This window comes from Candidatus Magnetobacterium casense (genome assembly GCF_000714715.1).
In the GTDB taxonomy this organism is placed as follows: domain Bacteria; phylum Nitrospirota; class Thermodesulfovibrionia; order Thermodesulfovibrionales; family Magnetobacteriaceae; genus Magnetobacterium; species Magnetobacterium casense.
The window spans coordinates 1-23,958 of record NZ_JMFO01000004.1; the positions used below are offsets into that span (position 1 = coordinate 1).

Here is a 23,958-nt window from a genome sequence, read left to right on the forward strand (position 1 = left end):
TAAGGCGTTCGAGCGACAAATGAATAAAACAAGCGCTGATAATGCCCAACTACTTGGCACTCTTGTTGAGAACATAATAGCTCCTGGAGCAAAACCCTTGATAAGGCAATATTTTAAATGTGAACCTATTGATTTTCGTGTAAGGGCCGGTAAACAAGGAGGCGCTAATAACTGTGAGGTTGACATATTGATCATCTCTACGGACAATGCCTTCATGATAGAGGTAAAATCCAAGCCTGATGGCCGGGATGTAAAGAAGATACTCGCCAAGGCAGAGATATTACCTACCTTCTTCAGCGAGTGCGTCGATAAACAAATAATCCCAATGTTAGCAAGTACTTTTGTTGATGATAACATCATTGCATATGCAACAAGGAAGGGGCTGCATGTTGTCGCATACAGACAGTGGGAGTACCTGGACATCCTTAATTTCGATGCCATAAACGAAAAAAACAGAGATAAAGACACTTCCCTACCTATAGGGTAGCACTCCATTCAAACAAAGAAGCGGAGCCGCCCCTTTCTTTATCCTGTATTGTACACAATCGAAACGCTCTATAATGGAAGAGGTCGTCCATTTTTGAAGAGACAGTTTGACTTATTCATAATAGATATCCTCGAATATACAAAGTGAAACTATTAAAATATTTCATCACAGACACGGCAATATTACTATGAAGATAGCCATTATCCACGAAGAGGCAACCAGGGGCTGTCCTGACACCGAGGACGTCCTTGACGAGGTTGGCCTCATTACAGGAGCGCTTGAGACGCTTAACCACAGCTACAGGGTCTTTACGATAGGCGATTGCAGGTGTGTGCGCAGTGGCCGGGAGACATTTGACCTGACATCGAAGTTGTCTTCCCTGCTGGAGGGGTTTAGGGCCTACTGTCCCGACGTGATTTTTAACATGCTCGAGGGCAACAAGAATACCCCAAGACTCTTGCCGGCAATAGCGGGTTTTCTGGAGTTGACCGGCCTGCCGGTGACGGGGGCGCGGTACGAATCCCTGCTGACGACGACGGACAAGGCCCTGGCTCGGTCGATCATGGCGGCCAATGGCATACAAACCCCCGCCGGAGTTGTCTACACCGGTGGAGGGTGCGACGAGGTGGACGTTGGCTTTCCGTGCATCGTAAAACCGTCGTTGGAGGATGGCTCCATCGGGATCGGGGATGATTGCGTTGTCCATGATGTGGCAGGGCTGCACAGGCTGCTTCCGGGCATGTATCAGAGGCACTGCGGGCAGCCGCTTCTGGTGGAGCGTTACATTGCCGGTAGGGAACTTAACGTATCGGTTATCGAGCGTGAGGAGGGTGGGGCGGAGGTGTTGCCGGTTGCCGAAATTGTGTTTAACCAATGGCCTGTCGGTAAGCCTAAGATTGTCTCCTACAAGGCCAAGTGGGAGGAGGGGTCGTTTGAATACGAAAACACACCGCGGTCCTTTGCCGTTGAAGGCGTACCCGTTGAGCGGGTGAAGGCCTTGGCGTTGAGGTGCTGGGACGTCTTTGCGCTGCGTGGGTATGCCAGGGTTGATATACGGATGGACGATGCCGGCGACCTGTTTGTAATCGAGGTCAACGCCAATCCGTGCATTGCGCCTTGGTCGGGGTTTATCGCCGCAGCCAGGGAGGGCGGGTACTCGGAGGTGGACGTCATCCGGACAATCATTGCCGCCGCCTTGCGGGGTTAATAATGGGGTCAAGGGGACTCCTTCATGCCCGGGGCGGGTGCGACCTGGAGCGCCAAGAAGCGGAGCCGCCCCTTTCTTTCTTGCCTTAAAGTATAGTTACCATAGAAATATAAAGAGGATACCTTCTTTTGTATATAATTCGTATATAATTAATTATGGGCAGGTACCAAATTAGGATGCAGACGGCAGAGGCGCTATCCTTGGTGTTGAGGCGCCAGGTCAGGGATACCGACCGTGATGACGTTGGGCGGATACTTGGCGCCACCGGGGTCTTTCATCGACGCGAAGTAGACGTGGCTGAAGAGCTTGTCATCGATGCACTGGAAAAAGGCACAGAGAGCGAGTATCTGTTCATATTCGCCGACGTCGATGGCATCACCGCCGGATATATTTGTTACGGGGCAATCAGTATGACCGAAGCGGGATTTGACCTCTACTGGATAGCCACCGACCCGCGTTATTACAACAGGGGTATAGCAGCCACGTTGTTGCGTGAGGCGGAGGGGCATATCGTCGCCCTTGGTGGCAAGTATATATTCGTGGAGACGTCATCAAAGGTGCAGTATCTTCCGGCACGGGGGTTTTACAAAAAGCATGGGTACATAGAAGTCGCCCGTGTTCCAAACTACTACGCCGATGGCGACGACAAGGTGATCTTGATGACCACATTGGGTGGGGAACGCTCTATCTCGTTATAGTTACGATTGAGTGAGTACTTACTAAGCAGTAGAGCATAAGTAGCTATAACGGAATAGCTCATCGCTTTACGCTGAAAATGCCGCACATTTTTCGCAGTTAATCCAATCGAAACGTTCATGAATGGGTGCCCTATTCGCCCCCGCCCATGAAAATTGCGAGAGCCTTATGCATTGTGTTCAGTATAAATATTATTTTTTTGTGACTTATGATACTAGTCATAGAACATTATTCATGTATTGGATACAATAATATTATGTTACAATAGATCATGAGGGAAGGGAGTTTGTTATATGCTTATACGATATTTGAGATGCAGAAAGAAAATAATCACCCTAACCTTGCTTATCGTTTTAGCTGTTAGCTTTGTTGATGGACAAACTATCACAATAAGTGTTAACAGCTATGGGGAGTCTTGGGTCAATCTGGATGTATGTTCCGCAAAAAATCCAAATTCCTTTGGCAACAGCAATTCAGACAGTTGCTATTGCGAGAACATTCGTTTTATAGAAATTTTCAGAGATATCGTTTCATGTTTCTACATTGATACGCCTGCGTATGTTTTTTTAGAGACATCTTTAACAAATAAACCACCAAACCTCCTGTAATTTTTTGATTACATAACTGAGAAGTAAGAGGCCGTTTTACGGTTTCCTATCAAAACCAATGGAGGTATATGCCCATGAAAAACAGAGGCGTCAGAAATCTCTTTGTGTACGGGAGTCTTCTGTGTTTTGCCGCCCTGGTTGTTATCACCTTTGACACCTATGCCAAACTTGATGCAAGGGCCCCACAGATAACCGACGAGGTAAACAAAGGGAAAATCGCATGGCACAAGTACGACTGCATAGGCTGCCATACTATCCTGGGCAATGGCTCGTACTTTGCCCCGGATATGACCAAGATCACGCAACACGTACCGCACAGTTACCTTAAAAAGTTCCTGGTAAACCCCAAGAAGGTCAACCTTGGCAGCAACATGCCCGTCCTTGGGGTCAGCGCAGAGGAGGCCGACCACCTGATTTCGTTTCTCGACTGGATATCGCAGGTGGACACAAACGGCTGGCCTCCCAAGCCCATATACACCGTAACGATGAAGTCCGATGACAGTGCGTCGGTCTACCACAAATACGAGTGCGCCATCTGTCATACGGTAAACGGAGTGGGCGGGACATCTGGCCCTGACCTCTCGCACGTGGCAACCAGACAGCCAGATCCGCAGTGGCATAAGCAACATCTGATTAACCCGGTTGAGGTGGTTGCCGATTCGGCCATGCCGCCCTACCCCCAGATGAGCGGGGAAGAGCTCGACAAGCTCGTAAAATATCTGCTTACCCTGAAGTAAGCATAAGGAGGTCAAGGCAATGAAATATAAAAGTCAGAAGGTGGCAGAGTACTTTTTCACGTTTGCCGTGGTATTGTTTTTAGTGCAGGTGCTTGTTGGTGTTATAGCGGCAGTGCAGTTTATAGCGCCGGATATCCTGCCGCTGAAGTTTAACATTACACGCACGCTTCACATAAACGCCCTTGTGGTGTGGCTCCTTGTTGGTCTGATGGGGGCAACCTACTATGTCGTACCCGAGGAGTCGGAGAGGGAGCTTTGGAGTGTTCCACTTGCCATGTTTCAGTTTTGGGCAACCGTGGGGGCCATTGGCGCCGTAGTGGTGGGGTTTATTATCCAGGGGCTTTTCCCGCAGGCCAACATCACCGTGCTTGGGACGCATCTGCTCAGTGAGGGGCGCGAGTACATAGAGGCGCCACGCTGGGCAGACTGGCTGATAGCCCTGTCGGCGATCCTGTTTATGGTAAACTGCGCCATAACGATGATCAAAGGCAAGAGGTGGACCGGCATCAATGGTACGCTGTTGGGCGGACTGGCATTTCTGACGCTCATGTACCTGCCCGGGATGTTTTACGTAAAGAGCATGGTCAAGGACCAGTACTGGTGGTGGTGGGTGGTGCATCTTTGGGTTGAGGGTGCGTGGGAGGTCATAGCCGGAGCGCTCCTTGCCTTTATGCTCCTGAAGGTGACCAACGCCCCCAGAGAAGCACTGGAGAAGTGGATGTACATAGAGGTGTTCCTGGTGCTCTTTACGGGTATCCTTGGCACCGGACATCACTACTACTGGATCGGCACCCCCGGATACTGGCTCTGGATAGGGGGCATATTCAGTTCGCTTGAGCCTATCCCGCTGCTCATCATGGTCTGGGACGCCTTCAGAACCACACGACAGCACAGGGTCATATCCAACAAACTGGGGTTGTTCTATGCCGTAGCCCATGCCATATTCAACTTTGTCGGGGCCGGCCTCTGGGGCGTCATACACACGCTGCCCTCCGTCAACAAGTGGACGCATGGCACACAGCTCACCACGGCACACGGACACCTGGCCTTCTACGGTGCATACGTGCTGCTGGTTATCGCCCTGATCTACATCACGCTTCCACACCTCAGAGGGGTTAAGGAATTCGACTCTTCGCGGGGCTATCGGTCATTCTGGTGGATGACTATTTCTATGGTGATGATCGCCCTGACAATAACCGGAGCAGGTATGGTGCAGATATACATGGAGAGGCTCCTGGGACTTGACTACGTATCGGTCAAGAACAACTTCAATCTCTGGTTCTGGGTCTGGAGGGCCATCTTTGGCGTAGGATTCCTCTATGGCACGTGGCTGCTGGTGCTTGACTTTTTCAAACTCGGCAGGGAACCTGTCAAGGCACACTCGGCCATAAGACTTGAGGCAGAGGCAGTTTCCAGATAACGATTTGATGGGGTCAAGGGGCTGGTACCCTTTTATGGCAGGGATGCCTCACCCCCTTGACACCATAATACTCAATCCTATGGTTTATATAAAAACTTTTGCCCATGTACTTAACATCATCATATGATTCTTGTCATAAAAAATTATGTAGATTTTTTATATGATGTTTATGTTATAGTATCGAAGGATTTTTTTACTGGAGGCAGATATACGAAGGTGACAATAAAAAAACATTTAAGAAAGGAGGGCGCACAGGAAGAGTATAAGACAACTGATCCAAGATTGGGTAGAGACATGATGCCCGCAAAAGACAATCAACCAAAGACAATCTATCAAAGACAACGGGCGATGGGGCAAATTTCAATGTGTTCCTTAACGCATGTGTGTGCTGAATGATTGTCAAGTGAGAGCAGTTCAGTATGATAAGGAGGATAATCAATGAGAAAGAATTTGGTGTTGGTAGCGACAATATGCACACTGCTTTTTGCCTTTGTTGCCGGTGAGGTCTATGGAGCTGATCTGGCGTTAGGCAAGAAGGTCTTTCAGAGAAGATGTGCGTTTTGTCATGGTCAAAAAGGTGACGGCAAAGGTTATGCCGACTTCGTTTACAAGACAAACGAAAAAGGCAAGATATGGAAGTTGTACCCACGTGATTTCACACAAGGGGTCTTCAGATTCAGGTCAACGTCAACAGGCAGTCTTCCCACAGATAAAGACCTTCTTCATCTCCTGGAGGTTGGTATTCCACGGTCAAGTATGCCCCCGACGAGAGACCTTAACGAAGCAGAGAGAATGGCCGTTATTGAGTATATAAAATCGCTTTCGCCGAGATGGAAAGACGAGGGACCAGGTACGGCTATCGAGGTAGGCCAGAAACCGGAATGGGTTGGCAGCCCGGAGTCTGTCGAAAAAGGCGCCCAAGTATGGAAAGAGATGAAGTGCTGGGAGTGTCACGGAGAGAAAGGTCGCGGGGATGGCACAAAATCGGATGAGCTTAAGGACGACCAGAAAAGAGCTATCCTGCCGTTTGACTTTACAGTAGGGGCACTGAAGAGAGGCACAACAGACGAAGATATCTATCTGGCCTATACAACCGGTCTTGACGGTTCCGGAATGCCTTCCTATGAGGATTCCCTGGATAACGAAAAGCGTTGGCACTTGGTGTCTTTTACAAAAAAACTGATGGGAAAGCTTAAATAAATCAAGGAGGTGAATTATCATGGAACAACAACCAGGTGCTATAGAGAAATTACTTGATAACCCCATAGGGCTTCTTATAATGTCCAATGTGGTGTTCTTTGTTGTGTACTTTCTGTGGGGAATAGTGAAGATACAGTCGATCCCCCCAATGCCTAAGGCGCTGATAGAAACGATATTAGGAGGTGCAAAATAATGGCTTTACTCCCGCCTGAAAAAGGATGGTGGCATAAAAGTGTCGCCAAAGATGAAAAGATATGGATTGCTTGTGCAACCGTAGTTGCCCTGGCGCTATTTTCGCTGATGGTTGCATGGCACGTGGTTGGAAAGCAAAACCCCTCTTACGTGGTCTATAAGACATCGCCCGATGAGTTCTACAAGCTGGCTCAGGCAAACTGGGAAAAGTATAAGGTCGGAGAAAAAAACGGTATGACCGTGGTCAAACCGCCACCCGATGGCGACATATTTGTCATGGGGTCAACGTGGCGATGGGAACCGGCCTTGATTCTTAAAAAAGGGGCGAAGTATAAGTTTCACATATCATCTATGGATCTCTTGCATGGTTTTTCCCTTCAACCGGTAAACATGAACTTCAAGATACATCCTGGTTATGATTATGTCCTGACGTTTACACCAACATCCACAGGTACGTTCAATGTTATCTGCAACGAGTACTGCGGCCCTGGTCATCATACGATGATTACCGAAATAACAGTTGAAGATTAAGCGGAGGATCAAAAGATGTTTTTAAAATGTGACATTACAGGGTTTAATGTAGACAAGCGGGCATTGCCGTTAATAAAGGCAAATGCCGTCGTCTCGGTAGTGGCTTTTCTCCTGGCCATTACGGCAGCCCTCTTGGTGCTTTTTACAAGGTGGCAGGTCGTTCACCTGCTTCCTGTTGACTGGTACTACAGGATACTGACGTTCCACGGACTGGTTGCCCTTGTCGTGTGGATTGTCTTTTGGGAAATGGCTGGTTTGTACTTTGGCTCCACGGTTGTCCTCAATGCCCGGCAAGTTGCTCCGGGCGTGGGATGGCTCGCCTTCGTGCTCATGGTAGTGGGAACGGCCCTTGTGGCATATGCCGTGTTGACAGGACAAGCCGATGTACTCTTCACCTCTTATACACCGCTCAAGGCCGCCCCGGTACACTATCTGGGGATAATCCTCTTTGCCGTGGGCGCTCTTATTGTGTGCGGACTGTTTATTGCCAATATCATCGTGGCCAAAAAAGAAAAGACCTACGGTGATGGCCCCCTGCCGCTGTTCAGCTTCGGCCTCCTGACGGCAGTCATCCTCGCCATCGGTACGCTCCTGGCCGGTGCCGCAATATATGTCCCAACGTTCCTCTGGTCTATGGGACTCATAGAGACTGTTGACAGCCTCATGTACAGACTCGTCTTCTGGGGTTTTGGACACTCCGCACAGCAGGTCAACGTCGCCGCACAGATATCAATCTGGTACCTCGGTGCATTCCTCGTCGTCGGCGGTACCTCTATCAACGAAAAAGTTAGCAGAACCGCCTTTCTGTTCTACTTGATCGGTATCAACCTCGCCTCTGCACATCACCTCCTCGTTGACCCGATCCCGTCGCCTTCATGGAAGGTCGTAAACACCAGTTACTTCATGTACCTGGCCGTCCTCGCCTCCATGATACACGCATTTGCCGTACCGTCGGCTATTGAAGTTGCACAGAGAAAAAGAGGCTTCACAAAAGGCCTGTTTGACTGGATCAAAAACTGCCCATGGGAAAACCCGGCATTCGTATCGATATTCCTGTCAATCGTCATGTTCGGATTCATAGGTGGTATCACCGGTGTCATCAACGGTATGGAACAGGCCAACATGATTATACACAATACACTTGCCCTGCCGGGTCACTTTAAAGGAACCGTTGTGGCCGGTACCACGCTTACGTTTATGGGGGCAACTTATTACCTTATCCCGCTGATATTCAGGAAAAAGATTTCCATGTATGGCGTAGCCAAGGCCGTACCGTGGGCATTTACACTGGGTCTTGTTCTGTTGTCTGCCGGACTCTCTACGCTTGGCTATCTCGGCGTGCCAAGGAGACACTGGGATATAACGTTCTCAGGCGGTCCGTTCACCTACAACTTCCCGCAAATATCCGATATCTTCTGGGTTATAGCGGTCATTGGTGGTACCATTCTCTTTTTAGCTTGCCTGGCATGGTGTCTCGTTGTTGTTGTATCGGTGTTCTTTGGACAGCCAGTGCGTGGTCCGCAGGACATGCAGTTAACCATGTCCGGCCTGCCCCCGGAGGACCCGCATGGAGACCATGCCTCACGCTTTGTTGCACCAGGGACATTCACTCTGACTATCGTGTGGATGATTGCATTTTTGATCTTCATATCCCTCAACTGGGGTTGGTTGTCTATGATGTGGGAGGTCAAATAGCACTTTGAGGACACTGCTCTTATCTTTTGTACTCCTTGCCATTGCAGGGACAGTTACCGTTGACGCCGGAGTAAGCAAAAAACTCTCATCGCCAAACGAAGCGCTGACCCTGGGCAAGAACGTCCCCAATGTGACTCTAATAGATTCCCACGGCAAGCAGCGCACCTTGATGGAGATAATCGGCAATAAACCGCTTGTTATCAGCCTCATATACATCAGATGCGAAACCGCTTGTCTGCTCATCACGGATAGTCTCATGGGAACGGTAGAGAAGGTAGGAGACCTCGGAAAAGGCTATAACGTCCTCACTCTCTCCTTTGACCACACCGATACGCCGCAAATGCTGGCCAAGTTCGCAACTACCTGGCAACTTGACAGACCAGGCTGGACCGTCGTAACCGGTGAGGAAAAGGAACTCGAAAAACTGCTAAAGGCAATAGATTTCTCTTATCGGTTAGACGAGGAGACGGGTGATTTCATTCACCCCAACCTCCTTGTCTTACTGACCCCCACCGGTAAGATATCCAAGTACATCTACGGGGTCAACTACAACGACCGCGACCTCAAACTCAGTATCATAGCAGCCAAACAAGGTTACTCCTCGGTAAGTCTGACAGAGGGGTTACTCATCTGGTGCTACCAGTATGACCCGCTAACAGGCTCCTACAAACTCGACTTGGCGCTTATCCTGGAGGTTATCAGCGGATTACTATTTTTCATATCTGTGATATTTTTCTTCTTTGGCAGGCAGGTAATCTCATCGATTCGCTCCTTTGCCGGTAAACTCAGCGTTCGCCACGGATAGACAAGAACATAAACACTGTCAAGATTTTTAACATACAGGAGTAAGTGCATATGATAGGCGATAAGAAGGTTCAGGATATGATGGTTGACATCTTTGAGATGCCTCATATCCCGTACTGGTTTACGATAAAGCAGGCCCTGCGATTGCTCAGGAAATCATACCCCGACGTAAAGATCTACCCGTATTCGATGATGGTACTCGTCTTTGATGAAAAGTATCACCTGCTTGGCAGCGTCTCCATACAGGAGATACTCAGGGGGCTGGAGCCGGAACTCCTAAGCCCTGCCATGCTTGCCGGCGCCTTTAAGGACGATGGGCAGTTGGCATCCACCCATTGGGAGGTACTCTTTGACGTCAAGGGCAAGGAGGTCTTGCAGCATCCCGTCAGCGAAATCATGACCCCCATAAGCACCTTCGTCAACCACGACGACCCCGTGACCAAGGCCGCATACATGATGTTTTGCCACAATACCCCGATACTGCCCGTACTTGAAGGTAAGAAAAAACTCCTGGGAATCATCAGAATGGCCGACATCTTTCACGGCATAGCCGCCGCAATCTGAGTAAACAATCTAAAAATTGAAAAATAAAGTCAGACAAATTTCTTGTGTTTATTCAGATATGATACAATTCTAAGTCTCCAATTTATCATTTGGCTGGTATCAGAATTTTGTGTAATATTATAGCAGAGTAAAAGAAAGAAGGAGGGTGGCTCCACCCCCTCCTCAGACCTCCCCTGCAAGGTGCGAGCCGCACTGGCATAAAAGGGGCCAGCCCCCTTGACCCCATTTTACCATGCTTTTTTAAGAGGATACCCTGACACCAACTAAAAAATTATGCGCCCCTGTTTTCTCGTATGTTTGCAAAATTCATGTGTTAAATGTTAATATTGCCTATATATAAAGGGAGATTTTTTTATATGGATTATTTGTTTAATGAAGAGCATCAGAGCAAGTTTGAGGCGATGGACTTTATCGTTGCCATAAATACGTAAGAAAAGGGAGATGCCCGAATATGCAAATCAAGGTAGATAAGAATCTTTGTAGCGGCTGTGAGAGCTGTGTAAGCTCATGCCCCTATGATGCGATAGTTATGATAGACGGCAGGGCCTTCATCAACGAGTACTGCCAGTTGTGCAAGGCCTGTTTGAATGTCTGTCCCGAGGGTGCGATCAAGGAGTACCACGAGGGCAGCAGCAGGATGGCAGCAACACTACCCAACTGCAAGGGAGTGATGGTATTTGCCGAACAGCGCGACGGACGACTTTCACAGGTAGCCTTTGAGCTTTTGGGCGTGGGACGACAACTGGCCGACAGACTTGGCGTTGAACTCAGTGCGGCGCTCTTTGGCTGTGGCGAGGCAGAGGCCGGGGAGCTTGTCAAATGGGGTGCGGATAAGGTGTATCTCTGCAACAACGAAGCCCTGCGCCCATTTAATGACGAACCCTATACGGAACTGCTCCACCGGTTAATCCTGCAACACCGTCCGGAGATCGTCCTTGCCGGGGCAACGGCAGTTGGGCGGTCGTTTTTGCCGCGCGTGGCAACGCGGCTGAGGGCGGGGCTTACCGCTGATTGCACATCACTCGATATCGACAGTGACACAAAAAACCTCCTTGCTATAAGACCCGCCTTTGGGGGAAACATCATGGCCACGATCCTATGCCCAACGGCAAGACCTCAGATGGCCACTGTCAGACCAAAGGTTATGAAAAAAGGTAACTACGACACCTGCCGCACCGGTGAAATTGTCAACGTCGCTCCCCCAACAACTGCCACCAGCACCAGGGTCGTCGATAGCATCAAGGACGACAGCCTCTTTACAATCAACCTCCAGGAGGCCGAGGTCATTGTCTCCGGCGGACGCGGCTTGGGCAATGCAAAGGGTTTTGATATGCTCAGGGAGTTGGCCACGCTGGTCAATGGTACCGTGGGCGCCTCAAGGGCAGCCGTGGATGAGGGCTGGATGCCCTACAGTCATCAGGTCGGACAAACCGGCAAGACCGTCTGTCCAAAGATATATATAGCCTGTGGCATATCGGGGGCCGTCCAACACATGGTGGGTATGCAGTCCTCAGATGTCATCATAGCGATCAACAACAATCCCGAGGCCCCCATATTCAACATCGCAAACTACGGGATCGTCGGCAATGTCTATGAGATAGTCCCAATGTTGATAAAAAGGATAAAAGAGGGTAGGGCGTGATGGGTAAGATAGCCTTTGTCTTTCCGGGTCAGGGCAGTCAGGTCGTTGGCATGGGGCTTGACCTTTATAGTCAGTACGATAGCGTAAAATCGCTGTATCAGGAGGCTGCCGAAGTCCTTGGGTATGATATCGGCAGCATGTGCTTTAACGGCCCCAAGGAGGCGCTCAACAGGAGCGTTAACACGCAACCGTCCCTTGTGCTGACGAGCATTGCCCTGTATCGGGTTCTGCGCGACAGTGGCCAAGTTACGCCGTCAATGGTAGCCGGCCACAGCCTTGGCGAATACACCGCCCTGGTGGCAGCGGGGGTGCTCTGCCTGAGAGACGCCCTGGTGTTGACGCAAAAGCGCGGGAAACTCATGCAGGAGGCTGTCCCCGAGGGACAGGGACTGATGGCGGCCATCGTGGGACTTGACAGACAACAGGTGGAAGGTTTGTGTCAGGGCGTGACAAGTGGCTACGTTGCCCCGGCAAACTACAACTGCCCGCAACAGATAGTCATCGCCGGTCAGAAGAAGGCCGTAGAGGAAGCCATAGAGGCGGCAAAGGCAGCCGGCGCCAGGATGGCCAAACCCCTGGCCGTAAGCGTGCCATCACACTGTGAGCTGATGACGGAGGCCGTACAAAAACTAAGTGCCTTCTTTGATAATATCACCTTTAACGCACCATCCATACCGATAGTCAACAACGCCGATGCCGCAGTCCTCAGTGACGTTGCAGGGATCAAGGCATCGTTGCTGAGACAGTTGAAGAGTCCGCTATTGTGGGAGGACTCCATCAGGACCATGCGGCAGGCCGGTGTGGATACGTTTATAGAGGTTGGACCCGGGACGGTGTTAAGCGGCCTCATTAAACGGATAGATTCCAATGTGGCAATTTACTCTGTCTCAGACCCCGTCAGTGTTCAACGCGTCATTGAATCGGCAGGGACTTAAAGACGGAAACATTAACGTGTACATAAAAAAAATCATGGAGGTTTAGTGCAGGATGGTCAAGATTTTTTATGATAAAGACGCCAATACGGGTGTTTTGAAGGACAAGAAGATCGTTATCATGGGTTACGGTAGTCAGGGACACGCCCATGCCAATAACCTCAGAGACAGCGGCATGGACGTCACAATCGGGTTGCGCAAGGGCGGCAGTTGGAAAAAAGCCCAGGATGCAGGCTTTATGGTTATGACCCCTTCGGATGCGGCCAGAGAGGCCGATGTTATCATGATGTTGCTTCCCGATGAGTTTCAGGCCGGCATCTACAACGAGGAGATAGCCCCGTATATGCAGAAGTCGGTGTATCTGGCCTTTGCCCACGGCTTTAACATCCACTTTGGTCAGATAACCCCCCCGTCGCAGACCAGTGTCTTTATGGTGGCGCCCAAGGGCCCCGGTCATCTGGTGCGCAGTGAGTACGTAAAGGGTAGCGGGGTGCCGTGTCTGATTGCCATCAATCAGGACCCCGGCGGAAATGCCAGAGACATCGCCCTGGCCTATGCCAGTGCAATTGGCGGTGGACGGGCCGGTATTATCGAAACATCCTTCAGGGAAGAGACCGAAACGGACCTGTTTGGTGAACAGGTGGTGTTGTGCGGCGGACTGACTGCGCTTATTCAGGCTGCCTTTGAAACCCTGGTTGAGGCCGGCTATGCCCCCGAAATGGCATACTTTGAGTGTCTGCACGAGGTCAAGCTGATAACCGACCTCATATACGAAGGTGGTATATCAAACATGCGTTACTCCATCAGCAACACCGCTCAGTATGGCGACCTCACGCGTGGGCCTCGCATCATCACCAACAAGACCAAAGAAGAAATGAAAACGATCCTCGATGAAATCCAATCAGGACAGTTTGCAAGGGAGTGGATACTTGAGTGCAAGGCAAACAAGCCCGTCTTCAACGCACTTACAAAGAGGGGACAGCAGCACCAGATAGAGGAAATAGGTGCCCAACTGCGTGCTATGATGCCGTGGCTCAAAAAGGACCGCCTCGTAGACAAATCCAAGGCCTAGTGTCGTTTAAAAAGCCTGAAAATACCCCTCCCCTTGTGGGAGGGGATAGGGGAGGGCAACAGGGGGAGGGCGACAGGGGGAGGGGTAGGGCGCTTCCGAGGGCTAAATTTGCCCTGAAACCCATTCCCCACAAATGATTGTGTAGACTGATGATAAAATTAAATCTTATAGTGTTTATTTATATTATAGAGATGCTATTGTTATTTATAGGCCTGAGCGTATTTTATTATTTTAAGTACAAAAGCTACCTTGAGATAGAGGCGATGCAGGAGATGGAAATGGAGGCGTTGCAGGAGTTTCTGTCTCAAATGTTACAGCAGGCCCAGAAAGATATGGATGCAACCAATGAAAAAATAAAGCAAAACCCCAGGATGATCCTGATAAAGGAACTGCACATGCTGATGATTGACCACCTCAATGCCATTATGAAGGTCATCAGGACCCAGGACATTTGTAACCTGGAACTGTGGGATAAGGCCTTTGAGGGATTTAACAGGGTCATAAAAGACCAGGACGGCAAGATAACAGTCCAGGAAAACGATTGCGATACGACTATACAAAAGCAAAAGATACTCATTTCGCTCTACAGTGAGGAACTGCAAAAGCACGGTAAGATGATAGCCAATCTCAAGGGATACAACGTAGTTCTCATGGGTTATAAGGACACGGTATCGGGTATCCTGAACAGATTTAAGGCCATCACGCAACTCAACACCAGGGTACAAGAGCGTTATACGCCGGCGGCACAAAAGTCCAGGGTACTCCAGGGTATGCTTAATGAGTTTGCCCACAGCGCAATGGAGCTTGAAAAGTATGTAACCATACTTGATACGGAAAACACTGCCCTTGATAAAAAGGTCAGGGAATTTGACATAGGACTCACTAAGAGGACCTTTACGTTTGAAGGATTACAATGAGAACAAAAGAAGAAACGCTTGTTGAATTGAGAAGGAAGATACAGGAGGGCAATGAACTTCCGGTAATGTCCCACACCATCAACCTGGTCAGTAAGCAGGCATCGCGTGAAAGTGATGCAACGATCACGGAGCTTACCGACACCATACTGCAGGACTTTGCCCTGACAAACAAGATTCTGAGGATGGTCAACACGGTGTACTACATAAACACACAGCACAGCGGTAAGATCACGACGATCTCACGAGCGGTCTATATACTTGGCCTGGACCACATACGCAATGCCGCCCTTTCCCTGATGCTGTTTGAAAACCTGAGAGACAAGAACCTCGCACGTGAGCTGCGTGGTGCGCTGATTAACAACTTCATTGGTGCCGTGGTATCGAGAAAGCTGGCCTCAACCCTGGATAACAAAAAGGTAGAGGAGGCATTTTTGTGCGGCATCTTCTTTGACCTTGGCAAGATCGTGGCAACCTACTATCTGCCCGTTGAGAGCAAAAGGGTCAGGGAGTTAATGGCAAAGACCGGTGATGATGAAAAGAGGGCATCCTACACGATGCTTGGGATATCATATGAAAATCTCGGCATAGAGCTTGCTAGACAATGGCACCTGCCCACTCAGATCATACACAGCATGAACAGGGCACCACAGTCAAGCATCCCCAAGCCGGCCGAGGACGAAGATATGTTGAAGGCATTTGTGGGCTTTTCAAACGACCTCTGCTCGCTGATCATCAACTCAACGGGTTCGGCAGAGGATTGGACTAAGGCGCTAGGCTCGCTGATGCACCGTTACAGGAACTGTTTTAAGCTTGCAGCGGAGGATATCAACAGTATATTGACGGCATCGTTAAAGGAGATACATGAATATGCAACAGCCTATAACATTGATCTCAGTGATGTTGCGTTTATAAAGATGGCCAGGCAGTTATTGAGTTTTGCAAGGACAGAGAAGGCTGATAAATCGGAGGAGGGACAACCCCCTATGCCAGCAAAAGAGGAAAAGTATAAAGACTTGGGTGGCATACACCTGTTAGAGTGTAGTGTAAACGTAGGGGGAGTAAAAGAGTCCTCAGAGTCTTTGCTTCTGCGAGGTATTCAGGAGGTGGCAAACACCCTTACCGAGGAGTTTACTCTCAACGATATGTTAAGAATGATCCTGGAGATTATGTTTCGCGGTCTTGGCTTTAAGCGAATCATCATCTGTATCAAGAGTGCGCGTGATAACATCATGGAGGCCAGGTTTGGCTTTGGTGACAACGTCTTTGTGATAATGAAGAACTTCCGGTTTATTATGGATGTTAGTTCGGATGACGTATTTAACACGGCGATAAACAAGGACATGGACCTGCTCGTAAACGACATCAACGACAGACGCATAAAGCTGCGCCTTCCGCAATGGTTTGTGAGGCTTGTTGATGTGGAGACGTTTATCCTCATGCCGATCATAATAAGCAAGATGCCCATAGGGGTAATCTACATGGACAAAGACAACCCCGGAGACCTCAACATAAGTTCAACAACCCTGCGATACCTCAAAACCCTCCGCGACCAGGCAATCCTCGCCATCAAGTACAAACGCAAGTAGCTTGAGATCGCGGTCTTGGCTTTAAGCGAATCATCATCTGTATCAAGAGTGCGCGTGATAACATCATGGAGGCCAGGTTTGGCTTTGGTGACAACGTCTTTGTGATAATGAAGAACTTCCGGTTTATTATGGATGTTAGTTCGGATGACGTATTTAACACGGCGATAAACAAGGACATGGACCTGCTCGTAAACGACATCAACGACAGACGCATAAAGCTGCGCCTTCCGCAATGGTTTGTGAGGCTTGTTGATGTGGAGACGTTTATCCTCATGCCGATCATAATAAGCAAGATGCCCATAGGGGTAATCTACATGGACAAAGACAACCCCGGAGACCTCAACATAAGTTCAACAACCCTGCGATACCTCAAAACCCTCCGCGACCAGGCAATCCTCGCCATCAAGTACAAACGCAAGTAGCTTGAGATAATAAACATAAGGAGGCAATACAATGAATATCAGCGCGGCAATCATCGATCAAAGGCTAGCAGGCATATGTAATGAGATCAGAGAACGCGCAAGGGAGGAGTTGGGGATTGTTGATGAAGGAAGACTTACTTCACTTGCCTTTGTCTACCTGTGTGTTAAGACGGTTTTGGACATGACCGATGACGAGGCGTTTGAGTGTCTGACCGAAGGTGGGGGGGATTTTGGTATAGATGCGATCCATATCTCTGAAGAGCACAAAGGTGAGTTTCTCGTCAGACTTTTTCAGGGGAAATACAAACGTAATCTTGAAGCAGACGCAAATTTTCCAGAAAACGGCATATTGAAACTTACCAACGCCATCGGATGTCTTTTTGATCCGAGTTTACCGCTTAAGTATATCAATCCTTCTTTGACCGCCAAGGTGGAGGAGGTTCGTTCTCTGATTAAGGATGGTTACATCCCTCAGGTTAGGGTGTTTGTCTGCAACAACGGCCTCAGATGGAATCAAGCCGGTGAGGAATACATCCGTAGAGCTGCCTTTGCAGACCAGGTTAGTTGGGAACATGTCAATCACGATTACCTCTTAAATATCCTTCAACGTACAAAGAAAGTCAATGAAAATATTCAGCTTGCCGGCAGTATTATTACGGAAGATATTGAGTTTGTCCGTGTGCTGGTGGGCAGGATTGACATAACGGAAATCGCCGACCTCATAGACAGGCATGGGGAACGTCTATTGGAACGAAATATACGACGCTATCTCGGCCTTGTCGGCAACAGGGTTAATGAGGCAATCCGGGATACTATTATAAAGACGCAAGACAGTGGCAATTTCTATTTCTATAACAACGGCATCACGCTGACCTGCGACAAATTCTCCTACAATAAGATGCAACGAGGAGATTATAAGGTACAAGTGGAAAACCTTCAGATAATCAACGGCGGTCAGACGTGTATGACTATCCGCGATACCTTGAAGGGTTTAACGCATGAGCAACAGCCTTATGGCGCTTACGTACTGCTCAGGCTCTATCAACTCCCCAGTGATAACGAAGACCTTGTAGACAGGATCACATTGGCAACCAATACTCAAAACCCTGTTGAACTCCGTGATCTGCGGGCCAACGATGACATACAAAGGCGTCTTGAAACGGATATCGGCCAACTGGGGTTTACCTATCGTCGCAAGCGTATGGAGGCGCAGGCAAAGTCAGCGGAGATAACTTCCGGTATCGCCGCTGAGGCCATCCTGTCAGTCTGGAGGCAGAGACCCCATCAGGCGAAATTCTTTACCAGGGAGCATTTCGGAAAACTATATGACACAATTTTCACGGACGATCTAACAGGCGCCCAGGTGATCATCGCAACCCTGCTCTATCGCTACGCCGAAAACAAAAGAAAGAGACCACCGGAGGATGTTCCGTTGTTTGTTCGCTATGCCTCATGTTTTATCGCCATGCAGATGGGTAAATACCTGTTACGGGACTTAGGGTGTGGTCTAAAGGACTTAACGCACAAAAACTTTGACGATTCCAGGCAATTATTTGAACGGAAAGCGCAACAGTATTTCAATCATGCCGTTGACGTAGCAGACAAAGCATTAAAGAAGCTATATGCAGACCCCCAACTGTCTGCTCAACAGCTTTCGGCAACGTTTCGCCGCGGCGATCTCATTGAAAAACTCAACCAGGTTGATCGTGAGCAACAATCCACTGATTGATGGACCTGAGCCTCGACGTCGTAAGGGACGTTAAGATATACCAGCGGGTTAGCGGATATCGGTTTTCGTGTGATGCCCTCCTGCTGACGGACTTCGTTGGGGTCAAATACCCGCGACGCATTGCAGACCTCGGGGCAGGCTCAGGGATCATCGGGATTGTCCTCGCCAGGCGCTTTGCCGACTCCCACGTCGAGCTGATAGAGGTACAGGAAGAACTGGCGGCCCTCTGCCTCAGAAACGTCACCATCAACGAACTCAGCGACCGCATAACGGTTGCCAATATTGACATCAGAGACGTCTCCAGAGACATGCAGGCCAACAGCTTTGACCTGGTAGTGTCAAACCCGCCCTTCAGAAAGGTCGGCACTGGCAAGCTCAACCCCACTGAGGAAAAGGCCATCGCCCGACACGAAATCCTGCTCACCCTCCCCGAACTCGTACATGCGGCCTTTTATCTGCTCAGGGGCAAGGGACGGTTCTGTTTCATACATCACCCCGGCAGGTTCATAGAGGTCATCGATGTCCTGGCAAGGCACAGGTTTTCCGTGGCCACCGTCCGGTTCATCCACCCCGACGCCAACTCCGGTGCCGTCATGGTCCTCATCGAGGCCGTCAAGGAAGGCAACAGTCAACTGCTCATCCAACCTCCGCTCCTACTGGACGCCTGAGAAGAAGAAGAGAATATATCCCGTTTCATTTTCTTACATAGCTATAGTATACTATGAGGCAGTGATGGAAGTATCCTGGTTATGAGCAGAGATGGCGCCGGCATTGGAGGCATAATAAAGTCTTTGGGACTGGTCTTTGGTGACATTGGTACCAGCCCAATCTATACCCTTACCGTCATCATCCTGCTGACCAAACCCACCAGTGAAAACATAACGGGCGTGCTGTCGCTGATCGTGTGGACGCTGTGTGTGCTGGTAACGTTGGAGTACGGGTGGCTGGCCATGAGCCTCGGTAAGAAGGGTGAGGGGGGTACCATCGTCCTAAAGGAGATACTGCGGCCATTGCTGAAGTCTAGCAGACAGGTGGCATTTATCACACTGCTGTCTATTATTGGCATATCGCTGCTCATCGGGGATGGTGTCATTACTCCGGCCATAAGCATATTGAGTGCCGTAGAGGGATTGTTGCTCGTCCCGGGGCTTGAAAAAACCGGCCACAACACCTTGATCCTTATAGCGGGAATTATTGCCGTTATCCTGTTCTTTTTCCAGGACAAGGGCACCGAGCGTGTGGCCAAGGCCTTTGGACCGATCATGCTCTTGTGGTTTATAGTGTTGTCGGTCTCCGGGGTGCTGTCCATAGTGAAGGAGCCGATGGTGCTTAAGGCGGTCAATCCGTATTATGGCGTCAAGTTCCTCATAGACAACGGCGTAAGCGGATTCTTTATCCTATCCGAGGTCACCCTGTGCGCCACGGGCGGGGAGGCCCTCTATGCCGACATGGGACACCTGGGCAGGACCCCCATACTTAAGGCGTGGTACTTTGTCTTTGTGGCACTGCTGCTTAACTACATGGGACAGGGCGCCTTTCTGATAGCCCACCCGGAAGCCAAAAACGTACTCTTTGAGATGATCCTCGCACAGTCAAAGTCCCTGTATGTACCGTTTCTGTTTCTGAGCATCCTGGCAACCGTCATCGCCTCACAGGCCATGATCAGCGGGATGTTTTCCATCGTCTACCAGAGCATCACCACACGCCTGATGCCCATGTTTAAGGTCGATTACACATCAACCGAGTTCAGGAGTCAGATATATATCGGCTTTGTCAACTGGTTCTTGCTTGTCAGTGTGTTGATTATCATGTACGAGTTCAAGGCCTCAAGCAACCTGGCCGCTGCCTACGGACTGGCCGTTACTGGTACTATGTCCCTCACGGGGCTGTTTATGACGTGGATATTTTATCTGCGCAAAAACTGGCCACTTACTCTGATTTCGTTTTTCGTGTTCCTCGTGGATGTTGTGTACTTTGCATCGAATACGTTTAAGATTCCCCATGGTGGTTATTGGTCAATTATCATCGCCGCTATACCGTTCATTGTTATTATGATCTACACCAAGGGCCAGAGGCGACTCTACATGCGTCTCAAACCCATGCCCCTGAGAAACTTTCTCCCAACCTACGTTGAGTTCTTCAAGCGTTTCAGCAAGATACAGGGGACGGGATTGTTCTTTGCCAGGGACATGAACATGGTGCCACCATACATAGTACGCACCATGTTTGCCGATAACATAATCTACGAGGACAACCTGATCGTTTCCATGGAGAAGATAGACGAACCCTTTGGTGTCAAGGCCTACACGGGTAGCAGTATAACCGATGGCCTGAGGACGTTTGTCATCGAAATGGGCTACATGGAGGTCGTGGACGTTGAACGCCTGCTGCTGACAAACGGTATTGACATCAAGACCATATTCTACGGGCAGGAGGACATCGCCACAAACAACTTCATCTGGAAAATTTTCTCATTGATCAAGAAGCTGACCCCGTCTTATGTTCAGTTTTACAAGCTGCCATCCCATAAGCTCCGCGGGGTTATCTATCGCATAGATATGTAGCCGGCAGAGGCCTGTTTTTGTAAAGTTGAACACATCAACGCCTCCTTAATGTCATTGTCAGTCTTATGTGTGATTACGATAGCGTAATGTCACTCTATATTTTTTATCCTTTTAAAGACGTCATCAAATGAAGAACATTGCGCAGGATTATTCAGATAATTATCTATCCTTTCATCAAGGATCCTTTTGTCGTGCTCTGTTAATTCAACAGAATCTGACTCAACGGCTATTGTGTCCCATATATCCTCAACTAACTGAATTCTTTCTTGAATCGGTAAAGAAAGAACGTCTGTCGCCTTCAACTTTATCATTTCTTCTTTTCTCCTTATAGATAAATTATGTTATCAATCGTCGGCTTCAGATCACTTTGACTCCATGACCCAGACGCCGTCCCAGTCATCTTCCGGGGGGGTCTGCATGAAGTGCCTGCACCTGTCGATGTACATCCTGGCGGCCTTGTCTTGTCCGCTGATGGCGAGGACGTCGTTAAACTGCCCGATGGCCGCCTCCCATTTCCTTAGCCGGTACAGGCCCAAGGCGTCTTCAAATGCGGCGATCCACTCCATGATGTCGATCTCCCTTGAGACGGCCCTGTGATAGTCCATGACCTCGTATATACATACGGGTTTGAGCTTGCCCTTGACCCTGATAAGGTCGAGTTCCCTGAGCATATACTTGTTGTTGAGTCGCTTCTTTGTGAACTCGCTGATCAGGATGTTGGTGCCAAAGAACTTGTTGGCCCCCTCCAGCCTTGAGGCAAGATTGACGCCATCGCCAATGACCGTGTAGTCCATCCGCTTGAGGCTGCCGATGTTTCCCGATAGTACTTCGTCGGTGTTGATGCCGATGCCTATGGCGATTTGTTCCGTACCGGATTTGCTCCTCTTGTCGTTAAAGTGCCTGAGGGCCTCGATCATCTCAATGGCTGCGGTTACGCAATTGTCGGTGTCCCTGGGGGTGACAAAGGGGGTGCCAAAGACCGCCAGGATCGCATCTCCTATGTACTTGTCCAGGATGCCGCCGTAGCGGAAGATAATATCCACCATCAGGGTGAAGTACTCGTTGAGCATACTGACGGTTTGTCCGGCGCCAAGCCTCTCCGATATGCCCGTAAAGTCCCTGATGTCGGAGAACAACACCGATGCCTCTTGTATCTGTCCGCCGAGGAGGTCATCGCCAGTGTCAAGCAGTCGCTCGGCTATCTCCTTGGTCATGTACCGGGCCATTGTGCTGCGCAGGCGTTTTTCGCGTGAGATGTCCTCAAAGACCAGCAGGGTACCTATCTTGGCGCCGTGCGTGTTGAGGAGCTGCCGCACGGTCAGATTCACAGACGCCGTATTGTCTTTCAGCGTTACCATGTCCATTTCCATGTTGATGTCCTGGTTGCCGGTGTCTTCAACCCGCCTGATACTCTCCAGCACCCAGTCGTTTTTACCGGCAAAGAAGTGACTCAGGGGATTGTTTTTCAGTTGGTCAAAGGTGGCGTCCAACATGTGCAGTGCAACCCCGTTGCACTTGACTATCAGGCCGTCTTCGTTGAGACTAATGACGCCGTTGCTCATGCTTTCCAGGATGCTTTCGCTGTAGTTTTTCGTGTTCATCACGTCGTCAAAGAGCTTTGCGTTTTCAATGGCAATGGAGGCCTGAGCGGAGAACGCCCGCAGACGTTTTTCGTCGATCACGGTAAAGGGGCCGCCCTTTTTGTTGAGCACCTGCATCACGCCGATACTTTTGCCCTCCTTGTTGACGATGGGCATGCATAGGATAGACCTGGTTCTGTAGCCGGTTTTCTTGTCAACGGCCTGGTTAAAGCGACTGTCCTGGTAGGCATCGGGGATGTTTACGGTCTGCCCTGTGGTAAACACCGACCCGGCTATGCCCATGTTGCAGGGGATACGGATCTCTTTGCCCTCAAGTCCCTGACCAACCTGCGACAACAGTTCGCCCGTCTTTTCGAGATACAGAAACAGCGTGCTGCGGTCTGCCTCAAGGATGGACGTTGCCGTATCCATGATCTTCAGCAGCAGGGGCTTTAGCTGTAACTCCGTAGAAAGCGACCTGGTCAGTTCAAGCAGCGTGGATTCTTCGTCCCTGATGCGCTGCAGTTGGGTAAAGAGGCTTGCGTTTTGCAAGGCGGCAGAGGCCTGCAGGGTGATGGTCTCAAGCAGTGTCAGGTCTTCGTTGGTGAAGTCTCCGTCGTGCTTGTTTTCCGCTGCAGGACGCTCCTGCTTCTTTTCCGCTGCAGGACGCTCCTGCTTCTTTTCCGCTGCAGGACGCTCCTGCTTGTTGATGAGTTGCATGACGCCGATGCACTTGCCCTGTCTGGTCTTTATGGGGGTGGTGAGTATGTTTCGTGTTTTATAGCCGGTTTGTTTGTCTATCTCCTGATTGAAGCGCGGGTCGCTGTAGGCATCGTTGATGATAAGTGCCGTCCCTGAGCTGAACACCGCACCGGCGATCCCGCGGTTGTTGGGGAATCTGATCTCCTTTGTCAGGTCTCCGATGGCAATTCGTGAGTAGAGTTCCGCTGTTTCGTCATCATTGAGAAACAGGCTTCCACGGTCGGTTCCCAGGGTCTGCGTGGTTATTTCAATGAGGTTTTTCAGCAACATGTCAAGGTCGAGGATGGAGGAGACGCGGTTGGAGACCTCAATGATGGCAGTTATCTTGGTTATAAGCCCCGCTATCTTGTCAATCAATGCATCCTGCCCCGCCGTGCCAGCGGCGCTTATGATACGTTTGACGTCGCTTTGCTTCAGTCCGTAGCTGAATATCTGTTTTACAATGTCGTCCGAGCTATCCATGGTCATCAGTTGTATCATTTTACACCCCGGAGCAGAGTTTTTGCAAACCCCCCAGCATAATGGTATCGAGGGCAACTTTTGGTATGACTATCAGTGCAGGACATTTTTTCCATGCTATCTACGCTCTTTGCAGGAAAACATTTCCGTGG

22 protein-coding genes are annotated in these 23,958 nt (G+C 49.7%); 20 read left to right on the forward strand and 2 right to left on the reverse strand.

Going from position 1 to position 23,958, the window contains the following annotated elements; translation table 11 throughout:
- The first annotated feature begins 19 nt into the window (after positions 1-19).
- The 20 genes from Mcas_RS02845 (at position 20) to Mcas_RS02940 (ending at position 21,005) form a co-directional block, all read left to right on the forward strand.
- Positions 20-487 carry a hypothetical protein gene (locus Mcas_RS02845; protein WP_156033048.1) on the forward strand — a complete coding sequence of 156 codons (468 nt, stop codon included), beginning with the start codon at positions 20-22 and terminating at the stop codon, positions 485-487.
- 187 nt (positions 488-674) lie between these two features.
- A complete protein-coding gene (locus tag Mcas_RS16150) occupies positions 675-1,694 on the forward strand; it encodes a D-alanine--D-alanine ligase family protein (protein WP_052566779.1) in 1,020 nt (339 codons plus the stop codon).
- Between the two features lie 176 nt (positions 1,695-1,870).
- Positions 1,871-2,392 carry a GNAT family N-acetyltransferase gene (locus Mcas_RS02855; RefSeq protein ID WP_040334000.1) on the forward strand — a complete coding sequence of 174 codons (522 nt, stop codon included), beginning with the start codon at positions 1,871-1,873 and terminating at the stop codon, positions 2,390-2,392.
- Between the two features lie 680 nt (positions 2,393-3,072).
- On the forward strand, positions 3,073-3,735 hold the full coding sequence (locus tag Mcas_RS16155; protein ID WP_052566781.1) for a c-type cytochrome: 663 nt from the start codon (positions 3,073-3,075) through the stop codon (positions 3,733-3,735).
- Between the two features lie 19 nt (positions 3,736-3,754).
- Entirely contained in the window at positions 3,755-5,155 is a 1,401-nt protein-coding gene (locus tag Mcas_RS02865; protein WP_040334001.1) for a cbb3-type cytochrome c oxidase subunit I, read from the forward strand.
- 438 nt (positions 5,156-5,593) lie between these two features.
- Positions 5,594-6,355, forward strand: coding sequence for a c-type cytochrome (locus Mcas_RS02875; protein ID WP_052566783.1), 762 nt, complete (start codon positions 5,594-5,596; stop codon positions 6,353-6,355).
- Between the two features lie 19 nt (positions 6,356-6,374).
- A complete protein-coding gene (locus tag Mcas_RS17960) occupies positions 6,375-6,548 on the forward strand; it encodes a hypothetical protein (RefSeq protein ID WP_156033050.1) in 174 nt (57 codons plus the stop codon).
- On the forward strand, positions 6,548-7,078 hold the full coding sequence (locus tag Mcas_RS02880; RefSeq protein ID WP_040334003.1) for a cupredoxin domain-containing protein: 531 nt from the start codon (positions 6,548-6,550) through the stop codon (positions 7,076-7,078). Before Mcas_RS17960 ends, Mcas_RS02880 begins: the two co-directional genes overlap by 1 nt.
- A gap of 15 nt (positions 7,079-7,093) precedes the next feature.
- Positions 7,094-8,773 carry a cbb3-type cytochrome c oxidase subunit I gene (locus Mcas_RS02885; RefSeq protein WP_040334004.1) on the forward strand — a complete coding sequence of 560 codons (1,680 nt, stop codon included), beginning with the start codon at positions 7,094-7,096 and terminating at the stop codon, positions 8,771-8,773.
- A gap of 4 nt (positions 8,774-8,777) precedes the next feature.
- Positions 8,778-9,578 (forward strand): SCO family protein, encoded by an 801-nt coding sequence (locus Mcas_RS16160; RefSeq protein WP_052566784.1) that lies wholly within the window; start codon positions 8,778-8,780, stop codon positions 9,576-9,578.
- 50 nt (positions 9,579-9,628) lie between these two features.
- A complete protein-coding gene (locus Mcas_RS02895; RefSeq protein ID WP_040334005.1) occupies positions 9,629-10,141 on the forward strand; it encodes a CBS domain-containing protein in 513 nt (170 codons plus the stop codon).
- 451 nt (positions 10,142-10,592) lie between these two features.
- The gene (locus Mcas_RS02900; protein WP_040334006.1) at positions 10,593-11,783 is read left to right on the forward strand and encodes an electron transfer flavoprotein subunit alpha; all 1,191 of its coding nucleotides are present in this window, start codon (positions 10,593-10,595) and stop codon (positions 11,781-11,783) included.
- Positions 11,783-12,718 (forward strand): ACP S-malonyltransferase, encoded by a 936-nt coding sequence (gene fabD / locus Mcas_RS02905; protein WP_040334007.1) that lies wholly within the window; start codon positions 11,783-11,785, stop codon positions 12,716-12,718. The genes Mcas_RS02900 and fabD overlap by 1 nt, the downstream gene beginning before the upstream one ends.
- 52 nt (positions 12,719-12,770) lie before the next feature.
- Positions 12,771-13,787 (forward strand): ketol-acid reductoisomerase, encoded by a 1,017-nt coding sequence (gene ilvC, locus Mcas_RS02910; protein ID WP_040334008.1) that lies wholly within the window; start codon positions 12,771-12,773, stop codon positions 13,785-13,787.
- A 197-nt stretch (positions 13,788-13,984) separates the two neighbouring features.
- Positions 13,985-14,704, forward strand: a complete 720-nt coding sequence (locus tag Mcas_RS02915) for a hypothetical protein (RefSeq protein ID WP_156033052.1) — start codon at positions 13,985-13,987, stop codon at positions 14,702-14,704.
- Positions 14,701-16,290 (forward strand): HDOD domain-containing protein, encoded by a 1,590-nt coding sequence (locus tag Mcas_RS02920; protein WP_040334010.1) that lies wholly within the window; start codon positions 14,701-14,703, stop codon positions 16,288-16,290. Before Mcas_RS02915 ends, Mcas_RS02920 begins: the two co-directional genes overlap by 4 nt.
- A gap of 65 nt (positions 16,291-16,355) precedes the next feature.
- Complete coding sequence (locus Mcas_RS02925) at positions 16,356-16,712, forward strand: GAF domain-containing protein (protein ID WP_040334011.1); 357 nt, start codon at positions 16,356-16,358, stop codon at positions 16,710-16,712.
- A gap of 31 nt (positions 16,713-16,743) precedes the next feature.
- Complete coding sequence (locus Mcas_RS02930) at positions 16,744-18,441, forward strand: AIPR family protein (RefSeq protein WP_040334012.1); 1,698 nt, start codon at positions 16,744-16,746, stop codon at positions 18,439-18,441.
- Positions 18,441-19,109 (forward strand): tRNA1(Val) (adenine(37)-N6)-methyltransferase, encoded by a 669-nt coding sequence (locus Mcas_RS02935; RefSeq protein WP_052566787.1) that lies wholly within the window; start codon positions 18,441-18,443, stop codon positions 19,107-19,109. The genes Mcas_RS02930 and Mcas_RS02935 overlap by 1 nt, the downstream gene beginning before the upstream one ends.
- Before the next feature lie 81 nt (positions 19,110-19,190).
- A complete protein-coding gene (locus Mcas_RS02940; protein ID WP_040334013.1) occupies positions 19,191-21,005 on the forward strand; it encodes a KUP/HAK/KT family potassium transporter in 1,815 nt (604 codons plus the stop codon).
- Positions 21,006-21,094: 89 nt separating this feature from the next.
- Here the strand turns inward: Mcas_RS02940 and Mcas_RS02945 are convergent, their stop codons facing one another.
- Positions 21,095-21,316, reverse strand: a complete 222-nt coding sequence (locus Mcas_RS02945; RefSeq protein WP_040334014.1) for an addiction module protein — start codon at positions 21,314-21,316, stop codon at positions 21,095-21,097.
- A 51-nt stretch (positions 21,317-21,367) separates the two neighbouring features.
- Positions 21,368-23,827: a GAF domain-containing protein gene (locus tag Mcas_RS02950; protein WP_200873619.1), complete on the reverse strand. Its 2,460-nt coding sequence runs from the start codon at positions 23,825-23,827 to the stop codon at positions 21,368-21,370.
- Positions 23,828-23,958: the final 131 nt, after the last annotated feature.